The 19980-nt window shown below is 58.3% G+C and carries 17 protein-coding genes; 12 read left to right on the forward strand and 5 right to left on the reverse strand.

Annotation, left to right across the window (positions count from 1 at the left end; all coding sequences use genetic code 11):
• Window positions 1–72 precede the first annotated feature (72 nt).
• Window positions 73–1518 (forward strand): exodeoxyribonuclease I, encoded by a 1446-nt coding sequence (sbcB, locus tag N6L25_RS14800; RefSeq protein ID WP_271981756.1) that lies wholly within the window; start codon window positions 73–75, stop codon window positions 1516–1518.
• A gap of 145 nt (window positions 1519–1663) precedes the next feature.
• On the opposite strand, the gene N6L25_RS14805 is transcribed toward sbcB, so the two are convergent.
• On the reverse strand, window positions 1664–3664 hold the full coding sequence (locus N6L25_RS14805) for a hypothetical protein (RefSeq protein ID WP_271981758.1): 2001 nt from the start codon (window positions 3662–3664) through the stop codon (window positions 1664–1666).
• Window positions 3665–3880: 216 nt separating this feature from the next.
• On the opposite strand from N6L25_RS14805, the gene N6L25_RS17735 reads away from it, so the two are divergent.
• On the forward strand, window positions 3881–4069 hold the full coding sequence (locus N6L25_RS17735) for an addiction module protein (protein WP_442915253.1): 189 nt from the start codon (window positions 3881–3883) through the stop codon (window positions 4067–4069).
• 118 nt (window positions 4070–4187) lie between these two features.
• On the opposite strand, the gene N6L25_RS14810 is transcribed toward N6L25_RS17735, so the two are convergent.
• Entirely contained in the window at window positions 4188–5699 is a 1512-nt protein-coding gene (locus tag N6L25_RS14810) for a flagellin N-terminal helical domain-containing protein (RefSeq protein ID WP_271981760.1), read from the reverse strand.
• Between the two features lie 393 nt (window positions 5700–6092).
• Here N6L25_RS14810 and N6L25_RS14815 point away from each other — a divergent pair, with 393 nt between their 5' ends.
• From N6L25_RS14815 to N6L25_RS14835, 5 genes are all read left to right on the forward strand, one after another.
• Window positions 6093–7571, forward strand: coding sequence for a flagellin N-terminal helical domain-containing protein (locus N6L25_RS14815; protein WP_271981762.1), 1479 nt, complete (start codon window positions 6093–6095; stop codon window positions 7569–7571).
• A 78-nt stretch (window positions 7572–7649) separates the two neighbouring features.
• Window positions 7650–8069: a flagellar protein FlaG gene (locus tag N6L25_RS14820; protein ID WP_271981764.1), complete on the forward strand. Its 420-nt coding sequence runs from the start codon at window positions 7650–7652 to the stop codon at window positions 8067–8069.
• Window positions 8070–8272: 203 nt separating this feature from the next.
• Window positions 8273–10252 (forward strand): flagellar filament capping protein FliD, encoded by a 1980-nt coding sequence (gene fliD, locus N6L25_RS14825; RefSeq protein WP_271981766.1) that lies wholly within the window; start codon window positions 8273–8275, stop codon window positions 10250–10252.
• A 32-nt stretch (window positions 10253–10284) separates the two neighbouring features.
• A complete protein-coding gene (fliS, locus tag N6L25_RS14830; protein WP_271981768.1) occupies window positions 10285–10683 on the forward strand; it encodes a flagellar export chaperone FliS in 399 nt (132 codons plus the stop codon).
• A gap of 233 nt (window positions 10684–10916) precedes the next feature.
• A complete protein-coding gene (locus N6L25_RS14835) occupies window positions 10917–12128 on the forward strand; it encodes an argininosuccinate synthase (RefSeq protein WP_271981770.1) in 1212 nt (403 codons plus the stop codon).
• Between the two features lie 369 nt (window positions 12129–12497).
• On the opposite strand, the gene N6L25_RS14840 is transcribed toward N6L25_RS14835, so the two are convergent.
• Window positions 12498–13469: a GGDEF domain-containing response regulator gene (locus N6L25_RS14840; RefSeq protein WP_271981772.1), complete on the reverse strand. Its 972-nt coding sequence runs from the start codon at window positions 13467–13469 to the stop codon at window positions 12498–12500.
• Window positions 13470–13808: 339 nt separating this feature from the next.
• Here N6L25_RS14840 and N6L25_RS14845 point away from each other — a divergent pair, with 339 nt between their 5' ends.
• Complete coding sequence (locus tag N6L25_RS14845; RefSeq protein WP_271981774.1) at window positions 13809–14291, forward strand: YajQ family cyclic di-GMP-binding protein; 483 nt, start codon at window positions 13809–13811, stop codon at window positions 14289–14291.
• Window positions 14292–14331: 40 nt separating this feature from the next.
• Window positions 14332–15729 (forward strand): AmpG family muropeptide MFS transporter, encoded by a 1398-nt coding sequence (locus tag N6L25_RS14850; protein ID WP_442915254.1) that lies wholly within the window; start codon window positions 14332–14334, stop codon window positions 15727–15729.
• A 31-nt stretch (window positions 15730–15760) separates the two neighbouring features.
• Here the strand turns inward: N6L25_RS14850 and N6L25_RS14855 are convergent, their stop codons facing one another.
• Window positions 15761–16069 carry an MGMT family protein gene (locus N6L25_RS14855; RefSeq protein ID WP_271981776.1) on the reverse strand — a complete coding sequence of 103 codons (309 nt, stop codon included), beginning with the start codon at window positions 16067–16069 and terminating at the stop codon, window positions 15761–15763.
• A 192-nt stretch (window positions 16070–16261) separates the two neighbouring features.
• Window positions 16262–17023, reverse strand: coding sequence for an SDR family oxidoreductase (locus N6L25_RS14860; protein ID WP_271981778.1), 762 nt, complete (start codon window positions 17021–17023; stop codon window positions 16262–16264).
• Window positions 17024–17141: 118 nt separating this feature from the next.
• Here N6L25_RS14860 and N6L25_RS14865 point away from each other — a divergent pair, with 118 nt between their 5' ends.
• The 3 genes from N6L25_RS14865 to groL all read left to right on the forward strand — a co-directional run bounded on the left by N6L25_RS14865 (window position 17142) and on the right by groL (window position 19812).
• Window positions 17142–17639: an FxsA family protein gene (locus N6L25_RS14865; RefSeq protein WP_271981781.1), complete on the forward strand. Its 498-nt coding sequence runs from the start codon at window positions 17142–17144 to the stop codon at window positions 17637–17639.
• Window positions 17640–17802: 163 nt separating this feature from the next.
• Window positions 17803–18090 (forward strand): co-chaperone GroES, encoded by a 288-nt coding sequence (gene groES / locus N6L25_RS14870; protein ID WP_271981783.1) that lies wholly within the window; start codon window positions 17803–17805, stop codon window positions 18088–18090.
• A gap of 69 nt (window positions 18091–18159) precedes the next feature.
• Window positions 18160–19812 carry a chaperonin GroEL gene (groL, locus tag N6L25_RS14875; protein WP_271981785.1) on the forward strand — a complete coding sequence of 551 codons (1653 nt, stop codon included), beginning with the start codon at window positions 18160–18162 and terminating at the stop codon, window positions 19810–19812.
• The last annotated feature ends 168 nt before the right edge of the window (window positions 19813–19980 follow it).

The following is a 19980-nucleotide window of genomic DNA, read 5'->3' on the forward strand; positions in this document are numbered from 1 at the left end:
CCGGTATCCGCCGCCCCTTTCTGCTAGACTGCGCCGATGCCACATTTATGGACAGGTGCAGGAGTCCTTGCAGTGATACGGTCGTTTTACTGGCACGATTATGAGACCTTTGGCGTGGACCCGGTCCACGACCACCCGGCCCAGTTTGCCGGGGTTCGTACCGACGAAAACCTCAACATCATCGAAGATCCTCTGGTTATTTACTGTAAGCCGACGGACGATTACCTGCCGTCGCCCGAGGCCTGCCTGATTACGGGGATCACCCCACAAAAGGCGATGACCGACGGTTACCCGGAGGCGGAATTCATTGCCCAGATCAACGAGGCGTTCAGCCAGCCGGGCACCTGTGTGGTGGGCTACAACAGCTTACGGTTCGATGACGAGGTAACCCGTCATACCCTGTACCGCAATTTGCGTGACCCCTACGCCCGGGAGTGGCAAAACGGCAACTCGCGCTGGGACATCATCGACATGGTTCGCCTGACCTATGCCCTTCGCCCTGAAGGTATCGAGTGGCCCACCAAAGAGGATGGCAGCCCCAGCTTCCGGCTGGAAGAACTGACCGTGGCCAATGGCATCGCTCACGAAAGTGCCCACGACGCCATGTCCGATGTTGAGGCCACTATTGCGGTGGCCCGCCTGATCCGGGAGCAACAGCCCAAGCTGTTCGATTTCGTGCTCAACAACAAGGACAAGCATTCGGCGAGGGCCTTGCTGGATACCCAGAGTATGAAGCCGGTCTTTCACATCTCCTCAAAGTATCCGGCAAGCCGAGGCTGTTGTGCGATGGTAGCGCCGGTGGCCGAGCATCCCAGCAACAAGAATCTGGTGATTGCCTACGACCTGCGGGAGGACCCGACCGAACTGATCAACGCGTCGGTGGAAGAAATCCGGGAGCGGGTATTTACCTCTCAGGCCGAGCTGGGGGAAGGGCGATCCCGTTTCGCCCTGAAGGGCATTCAATTGAACAAGTGTCCGGTTCTGGCTCCGGCCACCATGCTAAAAACGTTGTCGGCCGAGCGGCTGGCGGCGCTGGAACTCGATGGCGATACCTTAAGGGCCAACCTGACCAAGCTGCGTCAGGCCGCCGACCTGCCAGCCCGGATCGCGGCGGCGTTCGATCAGCCCCATGACTCTGAGCTGACCGACCCCGACGAGCAGCTCTACGCAGGCGGCTTTATCAGCAAGACCGACCGCGAAAAACTGAACTGGGTGCTGAAGCAGCCGGTGGCGTCGTTGGGCGAGCAGGACGTCCGGTTTGACGATGATCGCCTGTCGGAAATGCTGTTCCGCTATCGCGCCCGCAATTACCCGGACACCCTAATGTCTGAAGAGCAGGAGCGCTGGGAATCGTTTCGGCAACAACGGCTGATGCAGCCGAAAGCGGGCTGGCGTTCGCTGGAAGGCTACTTTCAGAGCCTGCAGACCCTGGCGGCGGACCCGGAACTGGACCCGGCCAAGCAGCACGTCCTGGAAGAGCTGCACCTGTATGGCGAGTCTCTGATTCCCTACGGCTGATCGGCTTTGGGAAGGCGGTAGCCGCGGTGATGCGATTCGCGTTGCTCATCGCATCCTACGGGGTGGTGTTGGTTCGGGGGCAGACCGCCGCAGATAGGGGACAGACTTGAAGTCTGTCCCCCGTCCATCCTCTTTGCCCGAGGCGCTAGCGACGTTTCAGGAAGTACAGGCTCAAATCCTGCCCCATCAGGCTTTGCACTTCGCTGCCCCGGGCTTCGGCCTGCAGCTGGCCTTGCACCGGGGGCGTGGCCAGGCTGTGACCATCCGTATCCCGCGCCTTCAGCAGTTTCCAATGTACTTCGTTGCTGACCAGGCCCATCAGTTCCCTCAGTTGCCGCGGGTCTTCGGCACGAAACCAGCGATCCTGGCATCCGCCGAGTCCGAAGAAATCCGGCGAGGCCAGTAGCGTCTGCCACTTTGGGTCTTTGGGGTTGTTCAGGACCATCTGTCGCAGGCGGCGTAAATTGTTGCGGCTGGGTTGCAGGCCGTGCTTGTCGATCAGCGTACGCATCTGGCGGTCGCCAGGGGTTTGGTCCGATACGGTAGTGTGCAGGTGGACCACGCTGCCATTGGACGTTGCCGAATTGATCAGGGCGGCCAGGGAAAGGTCGGTCATGGCGGCCGATGGTAGCCGGCCAACCTCAATCCAGTGGACGGTCTGGTTGTCGGCGACGAAACGTTGGGCCACCGACCAGGGCCAGAACACGATGTTGCTCATGGCCAGCTCCTGAGCCCGTCGCGTCGCCATGGCGATATTGGGCAGCGACTCGTCCACCGCGATCACTTCCACGTCATCCAGATAGTGAGCCAGCTCAAGTGCTCGCTGGCCGGATTCCGCACCGCAGATCATAATGCGCAGCGTTGACGGCAGGGCGCTGGTGTCCAGGCCTAGCTCCGATGCCATCAGCGCTTTCAGGCTGCTCTGGTTTCGATAGGCCAGTTGCGACCAGCTCGGCCAGGCCTGGGGTACATCGACCCGGTCCAGGCAAAGCTCGGCGGCTTTTTCATCGAAGTTCTGTTTGATGGCCTCTTCGGTGGCCCGGTGGTAGTAGCTGGCAGCCATCATGGGCTGCAGCGCCAGCGGCCAATCCACCAGGCACCACTGGCCTAGCTGATGAGCAAAGCCCTGATGGAACAGCGCGCCGTACATGGCGCTGACCAGCAACGATCCGATCATCGCGTCCATCGGTTCTGTCATAGCCAGCTGCGCGACGATACTGTCGTTAATGGTGGCGATCAGGCGCTCCTCGTCGTCCGCACTGATCAGGGCATAGCCGGTGCGATCACTGTACCGGGCAATGGCCAGGGTAAGCCGTTGCAGTTCATCCCGCAGCTGCGCTGTCTGCGCCACTTCAGCCAGGATCTCCCGGCGTAGCAGGGTGATCAGCTCTTCCACGGCCGCATCCGGCATCAGGGTCTTTTCCAATGCCAGGAGCAGCAGCTCATCCTCGCAAGCCGCGGCGAGAAAGATGGAGGCCTGGGGATTGTCGAGATCGTACTGCGCCCGGACAATCGCGCCCACAAAGCGGCCGATTTGCTGGTGCGGGAGTTCTTCCCGGCTCAGCAGGGCAATGGCGTCCATGGCCAGTTCGTGGTCGGCTTTCGCGACCGCCAGGTTTTCGGCACAGGTCAGCATTCCGCTGTACACCGATGGCCAGCTCAGTCCCAGCTGCATCAGCTTGCGGTAGTGGAGATAGGCACTGTCGAACTTGCCTTGACCCCGCTTGGCATGGGCGATGCCGCAAAAAGCGGCGGCAGATTGCCGATCCAGCTCCAGCGCCTCCAGAAAATACTGCTCGGCCAGCACTGGCCGCTCGGTGGCTAGAGCCCAATATCCGAGGTTGGCGTATTGCTGGGGCTGCTGATCGTCGACGTCCAGGCTTTGCCAGAATAGGGTATGGGCCTGTTCCAGGTTGCCTTCATCCATCGCCAGACGCCCTAGCAGGCCAATGGCTGTCGGCTGGTGGGGCGATACCTGCAGGATCGATTCCAGCATCTGACGGCATTCGCGACGGGCAGCCAAACGGTCCGGGAGTGAGCGCTTGGCGTTATTGGATTCCCGGTAGGCTTCGTTGGCCTGCAACAGGTTCCTGGCGATGTCTGCCTGGTTAACCAGCGATGTCTGGGGTTGATGCTGTGCATGCATATCTACACCTCGTAAGTGGCACCGCGGCAATGGGAAGCGGCAAGAGTCTGCAGTCGGAATGTGTTTTGGATCAGTTGAAGGGGACAAAGCGAAAGCTATGCCAGAAATGGAGCAATTGAGTGCGTATATACTGAGGGAGCCTAAGGTTGCGCTTATAGTTAAAGGCTCCTTGAGTTCTTGACTGAAAGGTACACTGCCATGCGGGACATTGAGCGTATGAGTCGACTGGAGAAAATTCAGGCGATGGAGCAGCTTTGGGAATCGTTAACCAGTGAGGGGAGGCTTCCTGAAATTCCTGAGTGGCATGGGGAAGAACTAGCCAGTCGAACTGAAAGGATCAGTGAGAAGAAAGTTTGTTATATCGGGCTAAGGGAATTGAAGGAAAGGGGGCGCGTTGGAAGATGACGTAACCATTGTTGTTGCCGTGCTGGGCTTCCGTAAAAATCCAGGTTACACAAACAGAAAGTTGTCCTAAAAACGAAAACAGCTGGCGAGTGCCAGCTGTTTTCGTTTCGCCGGAAGCTTACCCTTGCAGCAACTGCAACACCTGCTGGGGCCGCGCGTTGGCCTGGGCCAGAACCGACAGCCCGGCCTGTTGCAGCACCTGGGTGCGGGCCAGTTCGGCCGATTCGGCGGCAAAGTCGGCATCCCGAATGCGGGAGCGGGCCGCCGACAGGTTCTCGGAAGTGGTGCTCAGGTTGGCGATGGTGGACTCCAGGCGGTTCTGGGCGGCGCCCAGGTCGGCGCGGATGCCGCTGATGGTTTCCAGGGCGGCATCGACAATGGCCAGGGCATCGGTGGCCCCGTCCACGGTGCTGATGTCAATGCTGGCGACATTTTCCGGCGTTGACCCGGTCGCTACGTCTGCCGCGCTATTGAGCACGCTGCCGGCACCCGGGGCCACGTCCGAGGTTGCTGCGAAGCTGACGGACGAATCCAGGGTTATCTCTCCGGCAACTCGGGTGGCGTTCGCTCCTCCCGTGGTCAGCTCGATCGGGGTGGGATCGCCGCTGCCTTGAACCGCCAATTGCTCACCGGCGCCTGCGGTGAAATCCTCTATGGTGATGTCCTTGCCCTGTTCCTGTACCAGGGTGATGCTGCCATCGCTTTCCACTTCGGCGGTGACGCCAATCTTGCCCGACGCGGAGTTGATCTCCTGGGCCAGAGGGGAGAGGTCGGTCGCATCGGTGATCTGAGCGGAAATCGTCGCCGTGCTGCTGCCATTGCCGATGGTCATGGTGATGGTTTGCGGCACAGCGATTGGCGTGGTGGCGGTATTGCTTAGGGTCACACTGGTCCTGGCCATTGCTGCCACGCCAGTGGTGGAGGCAATGTTATTGATGTCTGCGGCAATGTCCTCCGCGGTATCCCCTGCGGTAATCGGCACCACCACGGTATCCAGAGAACTCGATAGCGTCAGGTTCTGGGTACCGATGGTATTGGCGGCAGGCAGAGCGGCTGCCGCGGCGGTGGTGGAACCGGTGCCCTGGTTCAGGGTTGCGTTCTGTGCGGTGACAGTGTTGTTTGCCAGGTCTTCGGTTCGGGCGCCTTTAATGGACACCGCAATGGTTTGGTTCTCGTTGGCGCCAGCCTGGAATTTCTGCGCCTGGAAGGTGCCATCCAGCAGCTTAAGGCCGTTGAATTCCGTGGTGGTGGCGATTCGCTCCAGTTCTTCCTTTAGCTGGTTGACCTCAGCCTGCAAAGCCTGGCGGTCGGACGCGGAGTTGGTGGCGTTGGCGGATTGCACGGCCAGTTCCCGGATACGCTGCAGGATGTTGCCGGATTCCCCCAGGGCGCCTTCGGCGACCTGAGCCAGAGAGATGCCGTCATTGGCATTTCGTATTGCCTGGTTCAGGCCTTCAATCTGAGAAGTGAACCGTTCCGAGATGGCCAGGCCCGCGGCGTCGTCTTTGGCGGAATTGATCCGCAGCCCTGACGACAGTCTTTGCAGCGCGGTGTCGGCATCCCGCTGCGAGGTGTTGAGGTTCCGTTGGGCATTCAGTGATGCGGTATTGGTATTGATGATCTGAGGCATATCGTTTCTCCCAGTTCAGAGATGCCGGTCGCTCAGTGCCCAATCACAAGGACGCCCTGCCGGCCAAAGTCCAGATTTGTCGGTTTGCCAGGGATAAGCGAACGCTATGCCAGTTCTATAAAAATAATAGTATCTAGCTGTTATTAAACAATAAAAATCATTTTGCTCTGGGACGTTTTGAAAAGCGCTTGCCGGTTTTTTGACTAGGCTGGGGGAGAGGGATTGCCGCTTATTACCCGTTTTTACAAACCTTAACAATATATGCCGCTTTTTTTCTAAAGGATTTCTGGGGTGCGCCGTTAAGCATTCCAGCAGGGCGGCGTACCCAAACAAACGAGAACGGGCGCCAGACCTCTTTCAGCAGAAAACAACACTGTTTAAAGGAGAAGCACTATGGCTCTCGGTATCAACACCAACGTCGCATCACTCAGCGCCCAGAACCAGCTGAACAAGTCCCAGGGTCTGGCTGATCAGGCGCTGCAGCGTCTGTCTTCAGGTCTGCGCATCAACTCGGCCAAAGACGATGCGGCCGGTTTGGCGATTTCTTCCCGTTTCGAGTCCCAGGTTCGTGGTTTGAACCAGGCGGTTCGTAACGCTAACGACGGTATCTCGCTGGCACAGACCGCCGAAGGCGCTCTGGGTGAAACCGGCAACATCCTGCAACGGGTTCGTGAGCTGGCGGTGCAGTCTGCGAACTCCTCCAACTCTTCTGCTGACCGTCAGGCGCTGCAAGACGAAGTGAACCAGCTGGTTTCCGAGCTGGATCGTATCGCCACCACCACTAACTTCAACGGCCAGAACCTGCTGGACGGCACTTTCGGTACTGCCAAGTTCCAGGTGGGTGCGAATGCCAACGAAACCATCACCGCGTCCACCGCCAACCTGCGCACCAGCAAGTACGGTAACAATCAGGTGATCTCGGAAGGCCCGGCCGCAGCGGCAGCGGCATTCGGTGCCAACGGCATTACCGCCGGTTCTGTGGCGATTAACGGCTCGCTTGGCTCAGCTACGGTGACCATTGGTGCCAACGAAACGGCACAAACCATCGCCACCAACATCAACACTCAGACGGGCGACACCGGCGTAACCGCCACAGCTCGCACCGAAACTGAGCTGGCATTCGGTGCCGCGGGCAGTTACACCCTGAACCTGCGTTCCGACAACGACGCGGATCAGTCCATCTCCTTTACCCTGGACGCCGCTACCGGAGCGGACTCTCTGTCGGCTGCCGTTGCCGCTATCAACGATCAGTCTTCCAAGACTGGCGTCACCGCCGAAGTGGCGGAGGATGGCAACTCCATTATTTTGAGCAACGATACCGGCAATGATATCCGGGTGGCGGACACCGCGGTGGCCAATGCCGGCAACGTGACCGTGACCAAGCAGGCTCGGGATGCCGATGGCGAATTGGTGGCGGTTGCCGGTGCCGTAACTCTGACCGCGGATACCACTGCTGACGATTCCATCACCAGTGGCTACATCCAGCTGGATTCGGACAAGTCCTTCTCTACCGATGTGACTACGTCCAACGCCTTTGCGGATGAGGCTTCCACTCTGAACAAGGTGTCTGAGCTCGATATCACCTCCTTCGAGAAGGCTACTCAGGCCCTGAAAACAGTGGACGCCGCTCTGAGCTCCGTCAACGCCCAGCGGGCCAAGTTCGGTGCTCTGCAGAGCCGCTTTGAGACCACCATCTCAAACCTGGAATCCACCTCCACCAACCTGAGCGCAGCCAACAGCCGTATCCTGGATGCCGACTTTGCGGCGGAAACCGCCAAACTGTCCAAGTCCCAGGTGCTGCAGCAGGCTGGCATCTCAGTGCTGGCGCAGGCCAATGCCCGGCCGCAGCAGGTTCTGTCCCTCCTGCAGTAATAGGGATGATCGGACGGTAACGGAGTCGGCCCCGCCAAGGGGCCGGCTTCACGCCGTTAGAGGATAGCGAGGTGCGCTATGAATGACGTAAACCTGAACCGCCCGGATTTGAAGCTGGTAAGTTCCAGTGACCATGCTCCGGCTCGGGCACCTACGTCACCTCCGATCGAAGGCAGTGATGTCTCCGCTCAGTCTGTGACTTCAGCCAGCTCAACACCAGACGTTGCCGATGCTGTCCGCCCGAAGGGCGAACCGCAAGCGCGGGAAGGAGAGAGGGTGCAGTTGGATGATGCCGTTTCCAGGTTGAATGATTTTATCCAGAACGTACAGCGGGACCTTCAGTTCGAGATAGATCATGAGCTGGGGGAAACCATTGTGCGGGTGGTGGATCAGCAGACCCAGGAAGTCATTCGGCAGATGCCTGATGAAGTCGCATTGAGGTTGGCAGAAAATTTGCAGCAGGATGAACCGCTGACGTTGTTTAACCTGAAAGTCTAGCGGAATGCCTGTTTAGGCTTTCGGCTGACAACGGTGTTTCAGCACCGCCGCTCCCACTGGGACCGGCGGTGCTCTGCGTTTTGTACCTGCGCACCAAGAGGTACATACTGTTACAAAATGCCGGCTGGAAGGGGCAAAGTTTTGCCGCCTTTGGCCGATAACTTCAGTAGTGAAACGATTGTGCCTTCCTGAGGGGCTGAGTCATGGCGGGAATATCATCTTTAGGCATCGGTTCCGGTGTCCTTACATCGGACCTGGTCGATCAGCTGGTTGCGGCGGAGCGTAAGCCTACGCAGGCTCGCCTGGACTTCAATCAGCAGAAAGCTGAAGCCCTGATCTCTGCTTACGGCGCCTTTCGGAGTGCGATTACCGAATTGCGGCTGCCCATGCGCCAGCTCAGCTCGGCAGAAAGCCTGATGGCATTTTCGGCGACCTCCTCCAATGACGAAATCGAAGTGTCCATTGACAGCACCCAGGCCAAACGGGGCAGTTATTCCGTGGTTGTGGATCAATTGGCACAAGCCCAGTCGCTGGCTTCCGGAACCTTTGCGGATAAGGACACCGCCACCCTGGGCACCGGCACCCTTACCCTGAATGTTGGCGGGGAGAGTAAGGAGCTGACCATTGACAGCTCCAACAACACCTTGCAGGGGCTGGCCGATGAGATCAATGACGCGGGTATTGGTGTCAGTGCCGGTATTATCGACACGGGCAATGGCTTCCGCCTGGTGTTGTCCGCCGAGGAAACCGGCGTGGACAATGCCATCACAATCTCCGTTGCCGACGACGATGGCAACAACACCGATACCACGGGCCTGTCCCAGTTGGCCTTTGATGGCACCACCAATAACCTGACGGAAACCGTTGCCGCCCAGGATGCCATCGTGCAGGTCAACGGCATTTCCATTTCCCGGCCCACCAACACGGTAGCCAACGTGGTGGATGGCGTCACCTTCGAGCTCAAGGCAGAAGGGGCGACCTCGACCGTTAAGGTAGATCAGGATTTTGGCGCCGTGGCCGATCGCGTGCAGGCCTTTGTCGACAAGTTCAATTCGTTTCAACAGGCCATCGACAGCCTGGCCGGCTACAACGCCGAGACCCAGCAAGGTGGCCTGCTGACCGGTGATGCGACGGTTCGGGGTGTTCAGCGGCAGTTGAGGAGCTTGCTCACCGGTATCGTTCCTGGGCTGGAAAAGGGCGCGGTTCGATCTCTGGCCGATGTTGGTATCACCACCAACGCTCAAACCGGCCAGCTCGATTTTGACCGCACGGTGTTCCAGGACCAACTGGAAAAGAATTCAGACGATGTCATTGCCCTGTTTGCGGAACAGGGGCGGGCCAGCGACGGACAAATCGAATTTCTTCGCAGTGGCAGCAGTACCCAGCCTGGTAACTACGCGGTTAACATCACCCAGATTGCCACCCAGGGTTCGCTGCAGGGTGAGAATGTCGGGACCGGCTCGGTCACGATCGACGCCGATAACGACGAGCTGACCCTTGTGGTTGATGGCTCGACGACGGCATCGATTCAGCTGACCGCCGGAACCTATACCCGGGACGAGCTGGCGGCGGAGATTCAGAGTCAGCTGAGCAGTAATTCCGCCCTGGGCGCGGACGGCCGCTCGGTTCAGGTAGAGTTTGATGCGGTGAACGGCGTATTTTCCTTCAAATCGGGAGAGTATGGCGGTGATTCCAATGTCAGTCTGACGGCTGTGGACACCAATTCGGCCGCGACCCTGGGCTTGTCGGTCAAGACCGGCACCTTGGGCAAGGATGTCGCTGGCACCATTGGCGGTCAGGCCGCGACCGGTGAAGGTCAGGTCCTGGTGGTTGAGGGCAGTGGCGGTGCCTCCGGTATGCAGGTCCGAATCACCGGTGGTGACACCGGCGCCCGGGGATCCATCAACTTTATCCAGGGTGTGGGTGATCGAGCGGTTGATCTGATCAACAGCATTGTGGGCGCCGATGGTACGCTGGAGAGTCGCACCGACGGTCTTCAGCGTGAGCTCGAGTCCATCGCCGAAGACCGGGCCCGGTTGGAAGTCAGGATTGAATCCTATCGGGAGCGACTGGTTAAGCAGTTCAGCGCGGCGGATTCGCTCATTGCCCAGCTGCAGAGTACTCAGGATTTTGTCAGCCAGCAGCTTGCGGCTCTGGCTCCGCGGAACAACCAAAATAACTGATCCGGCCTCCGGACAGTGAGAAGGGGTTAATTATGAATGGCTTGCAGGCCTACCAGCGTGTCAGTACACAGACCAGTATCACCGACGCGGATCCTCACAAATTGATCCAGTTGCTGTATAACGGGGCCTTGGAGCGTATTAATATGGCCAAGGCCCGTATGCAGGCCGGGGATATCGAAGGCAAGAGTCGGCTGATCGGCAAGGCCATTGAGATTGTCGGTGGCTTGAAAAGTTTTCTCGACTTTGAGCGGGGCGGAGAGCTCGCCGAGCGGCTGGAAGGTCTCTATGACTACATGGAGCGGACCCTGTTCGAAGCCAATGCCAGGAACGATGTCGCCAAGCTTGACGAAGTCGCCAGCCTCCTGCGCCAGATTAAAGAGGGCTGGGACGGTATCCGCGAAGAAGTGGTTCAGCACCAGCAGGCGGTTTAAGGCCCTTAGTCGATAGAGGTCGGGGACAGATTTGAAATCTGTCCCCTTTGCGTTTTTCTTTTTTCTCTCGCCATTTGTCCATCTGGCCCCCGGCCGTTGACTGCCGTACAATATCGGCCCTTATCTGCAGGAGCCTCTGAATAACTCCTGTTGTTCATCGCCTCTGGCATTAGAGAGGCCCAGGTATTGTTCAGAGGCTTCCGAATCCATCCTGTTCAGTCTGGAGCAAGGGCATGTCTGATTTTAAAAAGGTGGTGCTGGCCTATTCCGGTGGCCTGGATACCTCGGTTATCGTTCGCTGGTTGCAGGACACCTACAACTGCGAAGTGGTCACATTTACCGCCGACCTGGGTCAGGGCGAAGAAGTAGAGCCAGCCCGTGCCAAGGCCGAAGCGTTGGGCGTGAAAGAAATCTACATTGAAGACCTGCGTGAAGAGTTTGTTCGCGATTACGTTTTCCCCATGTTCCGCGCCAACACCATCTACGAGGGCGAGTACCTGCTGGGCACCTCCATTGCTCGTCCGCTGATTGCCAAGCGCCTGGTCGAGATTGCCAACGAGACCGGTGCCGACGCGATTTCTCACGGCGCAACGGGCAAGGGCAATGATCAGGTGCGTTTTGAACTCGGTGCCTACGCTCTCAAGCCGGGTGTCCACGTCATCGCCCCCTGGCGAGAGTGGGATCTGAACTCCCGTGAAAAACTGTTGGCCTACTGCGACGAGCGCAATATCCCTGTTGAGAAGAAGAAGGGTAAGTCCCCTTATTCCATGGACGCCAACCTGCTGCATATTTCCTATGAGGGTATGGTCCTGGAAGATCCATGGGCCGAAGCAGAAGAAGATATGTGGCGTTGGAGCGTGGCCCCTGAGCAGGCGCCAGACCAGCCGACCTACATTGAACTGACCTACGAGAAGGGCGACATCGTTGCCGTCGATGGCCAGGCGATGAAGGCCCACGAAGTGTTGGCGCACCTCAATAAAGTGGGCGGCGAGAATGGCATCGGCCGTATCGACATCGTCGAGAACCGTTACGTGGGTATGAAGTCCCGTGGCTGCTATGAGACTCCGGGCGGCACCATCATGCTGCGGGCTCACCGCGCCATCGAGTCCATCACCCTGGACCGGGAAGTGGCCCACCTGAAAGACAGCATCATGCCCCGCTATGCCGAAGTGATTTACAACGGTTACTGGTGGTCGCCAGAGCGTGAGGCGCTGCAGGCATTGATCGACCAGACGCAGACTTACGTTAACGGGACCGTGCGGCTGAAGTTGTACAAGGGCAACGTGGACGTTGTGGGCCGGAAGTCCGAAGATTCCCTGTTCGACGAGAAGATTGCCACCTTTGAAGAAGACCAGGGTGCCTACGATCAAAAAGATGCGGAAGGCTTCATCAAGCTGAATGCGTTGCGGCTGCGGATTGCGGCCGGTAAGGGGCGCAAGCTCTGAGTTGTTCGGTAGGATGCGGTTTGGCTGCGCCTCACCGCATCCTACGGCACTGAAATGAGAACGGGGGCAGCTGTGATGGCTGCCCCCGTTTTTTTGTGCGGCAAAAATACAAAAAGGCCAGCTAAGAAGCTGGCCTTCGAATAAGGGAACAAGGGTGCCTGAAAGTCCGTGTTCTGTGGAGGGCCCCATAAATCGGCGAAGGGACTGCTTAACTTCGTGACGGTACTGCTCGATTCCGGCACGAGACGACTTAACTCCTTCGCCGTGGGGGATACTGCTTAAATCCACGATGTCAGAATACGGTTTGGCATCTGTCCTGTCTGTGCATTAAGTGTGTCGCGGTGTTACAGAGTGTTTTTCTGGCACCCGTCAGGCAAGTTCAGCAATTTCCGGCTGGATTTCGGTAAAGCGCCGGGTTTCATAAGCCTCCATCAGGCCTTGAACCGCAGCCCGTTCGATTTCTTGCACCGAGGGCGTACCGAGTTGGGCGTCGGCCCGGCACAGAGTGATGCCTGCCTCCACAGAGATATAGCCGGCAGTGGTCTTAAGGGCTTTGTGGTTGATGCCGTCGAAAATTCGCCGAAAGGCCGCGGTTGTACATTGATCGCTGTGCGGGAAGTGGGCGATAACGGCGTATTGGTTGTCGCCTACACGGCACAGAGCATCCATGGGGCGGATCAGGTTGCTGAGTCGACGTGAGATGCCGACGGCGAGTTCGCTTATGATCGCGGGCGTATGCTGGCGTTTGAGGTCCTGCCAGTTGCGAATGCCACAGAGCAGATAGGCGGCGGAGCCGCCCCGGGCTTCTGTCTGGCGCAGGCATTTGCCCATGCGTTCGCGGGCGTAGCGGTTGTTACACAGACCGGTTTCCAGATCGATGATATTGCTGGCTTCCAATTCCCGATTGTTTTCCATGAGCAGGGTGTTCGCCCGCAGCAGGGCGTTCTGCCGGTCGGCAATTCGATCAGCCGCGTAGATCCGCGGAATGAGCTGCTTGCTCATGTCGGATTTGTAGACGAAATCGTCCACCCCCCGGTCGAAGGCCTCTGCCAGGGCTTCCACGCTTTCCTTGGCCGTCAGCAGAACGATATAGGTATAGTGATTACTCTGTTCGTCCTGTTGGCGTACCCGGTCGGTGAGTTCCAGGCCGTCCATCTCCGGCATCAACCAGTCGGCAATCAGGACGCTGACGGGCCTTTCTTCCATTAACTTAATCGCTGCGGGGGCGTCGTTGGCGACGCGAACATCCCGGTAACCGGCATTGCGCAGGGCTCGGCTGACCACCATGCTGCTGAATTTGGCGTCGTCCACCACCAGAATCGATAGGTCCAGGTTTGGCATACTTCTACTACTCACCAGTCCATTGTCAGATGCGGTACCAGCCCTGACTTGTTATTCTTTGGCATCTTGCGATGCGGCGTTTCCGGCCAGATCCTGGCGGGGTTTGCAAAAGAGGCCATTATAGCCAATCGAGGCAGGCCGAAAGCCTTGAAGTGTTAAACATGCGGAATTGGCACCCACGGATTGCTCTGGACGTGACGGCCTCCACATTTTGGGGTGTTTGTGCCTCCCGCAAGGTAACATTGCCGCATTCAGTCAGCCTATAACTGGTTCAGTACCTGGCGTTTCCAGTAATTAACGTGCTGAACAAAAACCAATCACCTTGCAGGAGTACCAAGCATGCCGTCCTTTGACATTGTTTCCGAAATCGAAATGCACGAAGTGTCCAACGCGGTGGACCAGGCCAAGCGGGAACTGGGCAATCGCTGGGATTTCAAGAATGTCGAAGCGGACATCGAGCACGACGACAAAGGGATTACCCTCAGTGCCGAGCAGGATTTCCAGCTGGAGCAGTTGCAGGACATCTTGCGCATGACCTTTGCCAAGCGGAATATTGACAGCCGCGCCCTGGCCGAAGATGGTGACAGCAAGGCTGGCAAACTGGTCAAGCAGCATTTCATCCTGCGCCAGGGGATCGAAACCGACATGGCCAAGAAAATCGTCAAGATGATCAAGGACGCCAAACTCAAGGTGCAGGCCAGCATTCAGGGGGACAAGGTGCGGGTTACCGGCAAGAAGCGGGATGACCTGCAATCGGCAATTGCCCTGTTGAAAGAGGCGGACCTGGAGTTGCCGCTTCAATACAACAACTTCCGCGACTGACTGGGGGCTCGTTATCCAACCACAAGCGCGTACGACGGCGTTGCTGGCACTGATCCGCATCTACACCCGGTGGCAGGTCATTGCATTGCTGTTCCTGGGATTTTCTGCGGGCTTGCCGTTCCTGTTGGTGTTCTCAACGCTCAACGCCCGGCTGGCGGACGTGGGTGTGGATACCGCCACCATCGGTTTCTTCAGTTGGCTGGGCATTACCTACTCGATCAAGGTGCTTTGGGCGCCGGTGGTGGATCGGCTTAAATTGCCAGTACTCGACCGTTTGCTGGGGAAGCGGCGCAGCTGGATGCTGTTGGCGCAGGTGGGGATCGCGACCGGCCTGTACCTGATGGCCCAGGTTGACCCGGTGTCGGCGCCGCAGATGATGGCGCTGTGCGGGCTGATCGTCGCCTTCTCATCCGCCACTCAGGACGTAGCCATCGATGCCTATCGTATCGAGATCGCCGATGAGCGATTGCAGGCGGCGTTGGCGGCCACTTACATTTTCGGTTATCGGCTGGCGTTGCTGGTGGCTGGTGCTGGGGCGCTGTATCTGGCCGAATACTGGTCCTGGCAGGTGTCCTACCAGGTGATGGCCTTGCTGGTGGGCGTGGGTGTACTGACCGTTCTGGTGGTTCGTGAACCTGAGGTGAATCATTTCGCCGCCGCGAAGGACATCGCCGAGCGGGTTGCCCGGGAGGCTCACAAGCGTGCCCATCTGGGGCCTCGGCTGGCTCGATTCGCTGGCTGGTTCTCCGCCGCGGTGGCCGGTCCGTTCCTGGATTTTTTCAGTCGATACCGGCAGTTTGCCCTGCTGATTCTGCTCACCGTGGCGGTGTATCGGATTTCCGACATCGCCATGGGTGTCATGGCCAATCCGTTTTACCTCGACTTCATGGGCTTCTCCAAGATTCAGGTGGCGGACGTGACCAAGATTTTCGGGTTTTTCATGACCATCGCCGGTTCCCTGGTGGGCGGGATTCTGGTCGTTCGCTACGGCGTTCGCAGGATTTTATTGTTGGGCGCGGCCATGACCGCGGCCACCAATCTGCTGTTCGTGTTGCTCGCCCAATACCCGCCGAACCTCTACACCCTGGCAGTGGTGGTCAGCGCCGATAATCTCAGCGGTGGCATTGCGAACGTGGCCTTGATCGCCTGGCTGTCCAGCATGACCAGCGCCTCGTTCACCGCTACCCAGTACGCCCTGTTCAGCTCGCTGATGACCCTGCCGGGCAAGTTTATTGGTGGTTTCTCCGGTATGGTGGTGGCGGGATTCGGATACGCCGAGTTCTTCCTGGTGGCAGGGCTGATGGGCGTTCCGGCGATCGTGCTGGCGCTCTACATGATCCGCCATGGCGCGACACTGGATGCCTTGGCCCCGAAGAATCACAGCGATCACTCTGGTGAACTAAAAGGGCAGGGGGCTGCGTCCCAGGGAGCGGGTTAGGCGGGCCTGGTGTCCCTAACAGAAGCTCGCCTCAGGGTTCCCAGCGAAAACGTGACATGGAGACCCTGCCGTTGGCGACCTCCACACCGTCCTTCGTGAGCAGTTCCACTTGCCGCCGGAACTGCTCGGACCCCTCAGGGAAGGCGATCTGCCCATTGCTGCGGATCACCCGGAACCAGGGCAGGTCATGGTCCGACGGCAACATGCCTAGTGCCCGCCCGACAAAGCGAGCCTGTCGCCCCAGGCCAGCCATGGCGGCCACCTGACCATAACTCACCACTTTGCCTGCCGGTATGGCACTGACCACTTGCCAGATACGTTGTTCGCGTGAGGGTTCCATCTGACCATCCCGAGAGATATCACCGAAGCTCGAATGTGGCGAATAAGAGGGCTTCTGGAGCAGCGGCAAGGACGCCGCGGTGCCCGACCAGGTACAGGACGTACCTTGGAGGGCAGCGGAAGAAGCCCTCTTATTCGCCACTGGCTCTGAAATGGCAGGCTGCGTTCATAGCGGCCAATTCAGGCTGAACTATTAGAGCCGCAAAGCCCCATCCACCTCAATCATGCGCCCGGACACGTAATCATTCTCCACGATAAACGCCGCCGCAGAGGCTATGTCTTCCGGCTTACCCATCCGCTTGAGGGGAATACCCGCTGTCATTTTCTCCTGTGCCTCCGGCTTCATGGACGCGGTCATTTCGGTTTCGATAAAGCCCGGCGCGATGCCCATCACGCGAATGCCGTACCGGGCCAGCTCTTTTGCCCACACCGGCACCAGCGCAGCAACGCCAGCCTTGGCGGAGGAATAGTTGCTTTGGCCCATGTTGCCAGCACGGGATATCGAGGAAATATTGATGATCACGCCTTGATTGCCATTCTGGATCATCTGGGCTGCGGCCTCGCGGCCGCACAGGAATACGCCGGTCAGGTTGACGTCAATCACCGCCTGCCATTCCGCCAGGCTCATGCGCTTGACGATTTCGCCATCCTTCACTTTGAGCATCAGTCCGTCGCGGAGAATGCCGGCGTTGTTGATCAAACCGTTGAGCTGGCCAAAGTCGGCGCTGATGGCGCTAAAGGTCTGCTCGACTTCAGCTTCCTTGGCCACGTTGCAGACATAGGCCTTGGCATCCCCTCCGGCCTGTTTGCAGGCCTCGACCGCGGTTTCCAGTTTTTCAGGCACCAGGTCGATCAGCGCGAGTTTGGCGCCTTTGGCGGCCAGATACTCGGCCATTGCGCGTCCCAGGCCCTGGCCGCCACCGGTAATTGCAATCACGGAATCTTGAAGTTTCATTATTTGCCCTAACTGATTGAGTGAGGGAACGGCCGAGCGGGCGTTCCTTAAAGAGCCTCTGGTTGGGCGAGTATATCAAAGCCCCAACCTCCCCAAAGACTAAATCAAAGGCCGTTGCATGGGCATTTTTCTTCTGCTTTTCATCATCATGCCAATCGTTGAAATGACGATCCTGATCAAGGTGGGCACTCTTATCGGTGCCCTGAACACGATTGGGCTGGTGTTGTTGACGGCGGTCATTGGGGCAGCGCTGCTACGGCATCAGGGCTTTGCGACCCTGCTCAGGGCCAACGAGCGGTTGAACAGTGGTGAATTGCCCGCCAGGGAAGTGGCCGAAGGCCTGATTCTTGCCGTCGGCGGTGCCTTGTTACTGACCCCCGGTTTTGTCACCGACACCGTCGGGTTTTTGTGTCTGTTGCCTGGTAGTCGCCACTGGCTGGCGGCGCAGGCGCTGAAAAAGCTGGTCGTGAGCAGTCAGCACCAGGGCTTTCGGTTCACCATGGGCACTGGCGAGCCGTTCCAGCCTGGACGCGGTCCGCGCGGGAAAGACGACATCATCGAAGGTGAGTACACCGACGAAACGGAGCGGGGCCATGACCGAATCGAAAAACGATAATTTTTTTTCGTCCGGGCATTGAAAACCGGTCGGCTGCACCCCAGATAAAGTCCACAAGTCCGCTGAGGGCGAATAATCCCGCTGAAAACAGGTGGTTATTTACTTCGGCTTTTAACGCAAGTGTCATTGCCAAAGACAACCTGACTATTGGAGATACCGAGCAATGAAAATTCGTCCGCTTCACGATCGTGTTGTCGTGCGCCGTAAGGAAGAAGAAGAGAAAACTGCGGGTGGCATCGTGCTGCCGGGTAACGCAAAAGAAAAGCCTTCCCAGGGTGAAGTGATCGCCGTGGGCAACGGTCGCGTGCTCGACAATGGTGAAACCCGTCCGCTGGCCGTCAAGGTCGGTGACGTTGTGGTCTTCGGCCAGTACTCTGGCAATACCGTAAAGGTTGACGGTGAAGACCTGCTGATCATGAGCGAAAGCGACATTTTTGGCGTTCTCGAGTAATCGGACCGAATCCTACCAACCACTCGATAGAACCAACATTGAGAGTTTAACGAACAGGAATTAAGAACTATGGCAGCTAAAGACGTTAAATTCGGTGACAGCGCCCGTAAGCGCATGGTAGCTGGTGTCAACATCCTGGCGGACGCGGTCAAGGTTACCCTGGGTCCCAAGGGACGTAACGTTGTTCTGGATAAGTCCTTCGGCGCTCCCACCGTCACCAAAGACGGTGTTTCCGTGGCCAAGGAAATCGAGCTGAGAGACAAGTTCGAAAACATGGGTGCCCAGATGGTCAAGGAAGTGGCTTCCCAGACCAACGACACCGCCGGTGACGGTACCACCACCGCCACAGTGCTTGCCCAGGCCATCGTTAACGAAGGCATCAAGGCGGTAACTGCCGGCATGAACCCGATGGATTTGAAGCGTGGTATCGACAAGGCTACCCAGGTGGCCGTGAAGGCGATCCGCGACATGTCTCAGCCCTGCGACGACAGCCGCAACATCGCTCAGGTTGGCACCATCTCCGCCAACGGTGATGAGACCATCGGCAAGATCATCGCCGACGCCATGGAGCGTGTTGGTAAAGAAGGCGTGATCACAGTAGAAGAAGGCCGTGGCCTGGAAGACGAGCTGGACGTGGTTGAAGGCATGCAGTTCGACCGCGGCTACCTGTCTCCGTACTTCATCAACAATCAGGACAGCATGTCTGCCGATCTGGAAGACCCGTTCATCCTGCTGGTTGACAAGAAAATCTCCAACATCCGCGAGCTGCTGCCGACCCTGGAAGCTGTTGCCAAAGCTGGCAAGCCGCTGATGATCATCGCTGAAGACATCGAAGGCGAGGCGCTGGCTACCCTGGTGGTCAACAACATGCGCGGCATCGTGAAAGTGGCCGCCGTCAAGGCGCCTGGTTTCGGCGACCGTCGTAAGGAAATGCTGCAGGACATCGCGATCCTGACCGGTGGCACCGTGATTTCCGAAGAAGTTGGTCTGACTCTGGAAAACACCACCCTGGATGACCTGGGGACCGCAAAGCGTGTCAACATCACCAAGGAAAACACCACCATCATCGATGGTGCCGGTGCTGAGGGCGACATCGAAGCGCGCGTTGAGCAGATTCGCCGTCAGATCGAGGAAAGCTCTTCCGACTACGACAAAGAGAAGCTGCAGGAGCGTGTTGCCAAGCTGGCCGGCGGTGTTGCCGTGATCAAGGTTGGCGCAGGCTCTGAAGTGGAAATGAAAGAGAAGAAAGCCCGCGTTGAAGACGCGCTGCACTCCACCCGCGCTGCCGTTGAAGAAGGCATTGTCGCTGGTGGTGGCGTCACTCTGGTGCGTGCGCTGGCGTCTCTGGACAACCTGGAAGTGGAAAACGAAGAGCAGGCCGCGGGTGTCAACATCCTGCGTCGCGCCATGGAAGCGCCTCTGCGTCAGATCGTGACCAACGCCGGTGGCGAGGCTTCCGTGGTTGTGGCCAAGATCCGCGAAGGCGAAGGTTCCTTCGGTTTCAACGCTGCCAAGGAAACCTACGGCGACATGCTGGAGATGGGTATCCTCGATCCGGCCAAGGTGACCCGTTCTGCGCTGCAGGCGGCCGCCTCCGTTGCTGGCCTGATGATCACCACCGAGGCGATGGTGACTGACGAGCCGGAAGACGAGAAAGCCGGTGCCGGCATGCCTGACATGGGCGGCATGGGTGGAATGGGCGGCATGGGTGGCATGATGTAAATCGGCCTCCCGCAAGCCCTGTTTCGTGCAGGGCTTGGCGCCTTTATGAAAAACCCCGCATTACTGCGGGGTTTTTTGTTTTTTCGCCATGGACTTAATGGCTGGCTTTGTTAGACTCGGGGCCATCCAAACGCCTCGATTAACCGGTATGTCCGAACCCAGTCATTC

Source organism: Marinobacter sp. SS21 (assembly GCF_028369065.1).
Classification (GTDB): Bacteria; Pseudomonadota; Gammaproteobacteria; order Pseudomonadales; family Oleiphilaceae; genus Marinobacter.

Excerpts from the sequence above, each read along its gene's own strand:
- N6L25_RS14805 (WP_271981758.1), bottom strand. The coding sequence starts at position 3,664 with ATGCATGCACAGCATCAACCCCAGACATCGCTGGTTAACCAGGCAGAC.
- N6L25_RS17735 (WP_442915253.1), top strand. The coding sequence starts at position 3,881 with ATGAGTCGACTGGAGAAAATTCAGGCGATGGAGCAGCTTTGGGAATCG.
- N6L25_RS14810 (WP_271981760.1), bottom strand. The coding sequence starts at position 5,699 with ATGCCTCAGATCATCAATACCAATACCGCATCACTGAATGCCCAACGG.
- N6L25_RS14815 (WP_271981762.1), top strand. The coding sequence starts at position 6,093 with ATGGCTCTCGGTATCAACACCAACGTCGCATCACTCAGCGCCCAGAAC.
- N6L25_RS14820 (WP_271981764.1), top strand. The coding sequence starts at position 7,650 with ATGAATGACGTAAACCTGAACCGCCCGGATTTGAAGCTGGTAAGTTCC.
- fliD (WP_271981766.1), top strand. The coding sequence starts at position 8,273 with ATGGCGGGAATATCATCTTTAGGCATCGGTTCCGGTGTCCTTACATCG.
- fliS (WP_271981768.1), top strand. The coding sequence starts at position 10,285 with ATGAATGGCTTGCAGGCCTACCAGCGTGTCAGTACACAGACCAGTATC.
- N6L25_RS14835 (WP_271981770.1), top strand. The coding sequence starts at position 10,917 with ATGTCTGATTTTAAAAAGGTGGTGCTGGCCTATTCCGGTGGCCTGGAT.
- N6L25_RS14840 (WP_271981772.1), bottom strand. The coding sequence starts at position 13,469 with ATGCCAAACCTGGACCTATCGATTCTGGTGGTGGACGACGCCAAATTC.
- N6L25_RS14845 (WP_271981774.1), top strand. The coding sequence starts at position 13,809 with ATGCCGTCCTTTGACATTGTTTCCGAAATCGAAATGCACGAAGTGTCC.
- N6L25_RS14855 (WP_271981776.1), bottom strand. The coding sequence starts at position 16,069 with ATGGAACCCTCACGCGAACAACGTATCTGGCAAGTGGTCAGTGCCATA.
- N6L25_RS14860 (WP_271981778.1), bottom strand. The coding sequence starts at position 17,023 with ATGAAACTTCAAGATTCCGTGATTGCAATTACCGGTGGCGGCCAGGGC.
- N6L25_RS14865 (WP_271981781.1), top strand. The coding sequence starts at position 17,142 with ATGGGCATTTTTCTTCTGCTTTTCATCATCATGCCAATCGTTGAAATG.
- groES (WP_271981783.1), top strand. The coding sequence starts at position 17,803 with ATGAAAATTCGTCCGCTTCACGATCGTGTTGTCGTGCGCCGTAAGGAA.
- groL (WP_271981785.1), top strand. The coding sequence starts at position 18,160 with ATGGCAGCTAAAGACGTTAAATTCGGTGACAGCGCCCGTAAGCGCATG.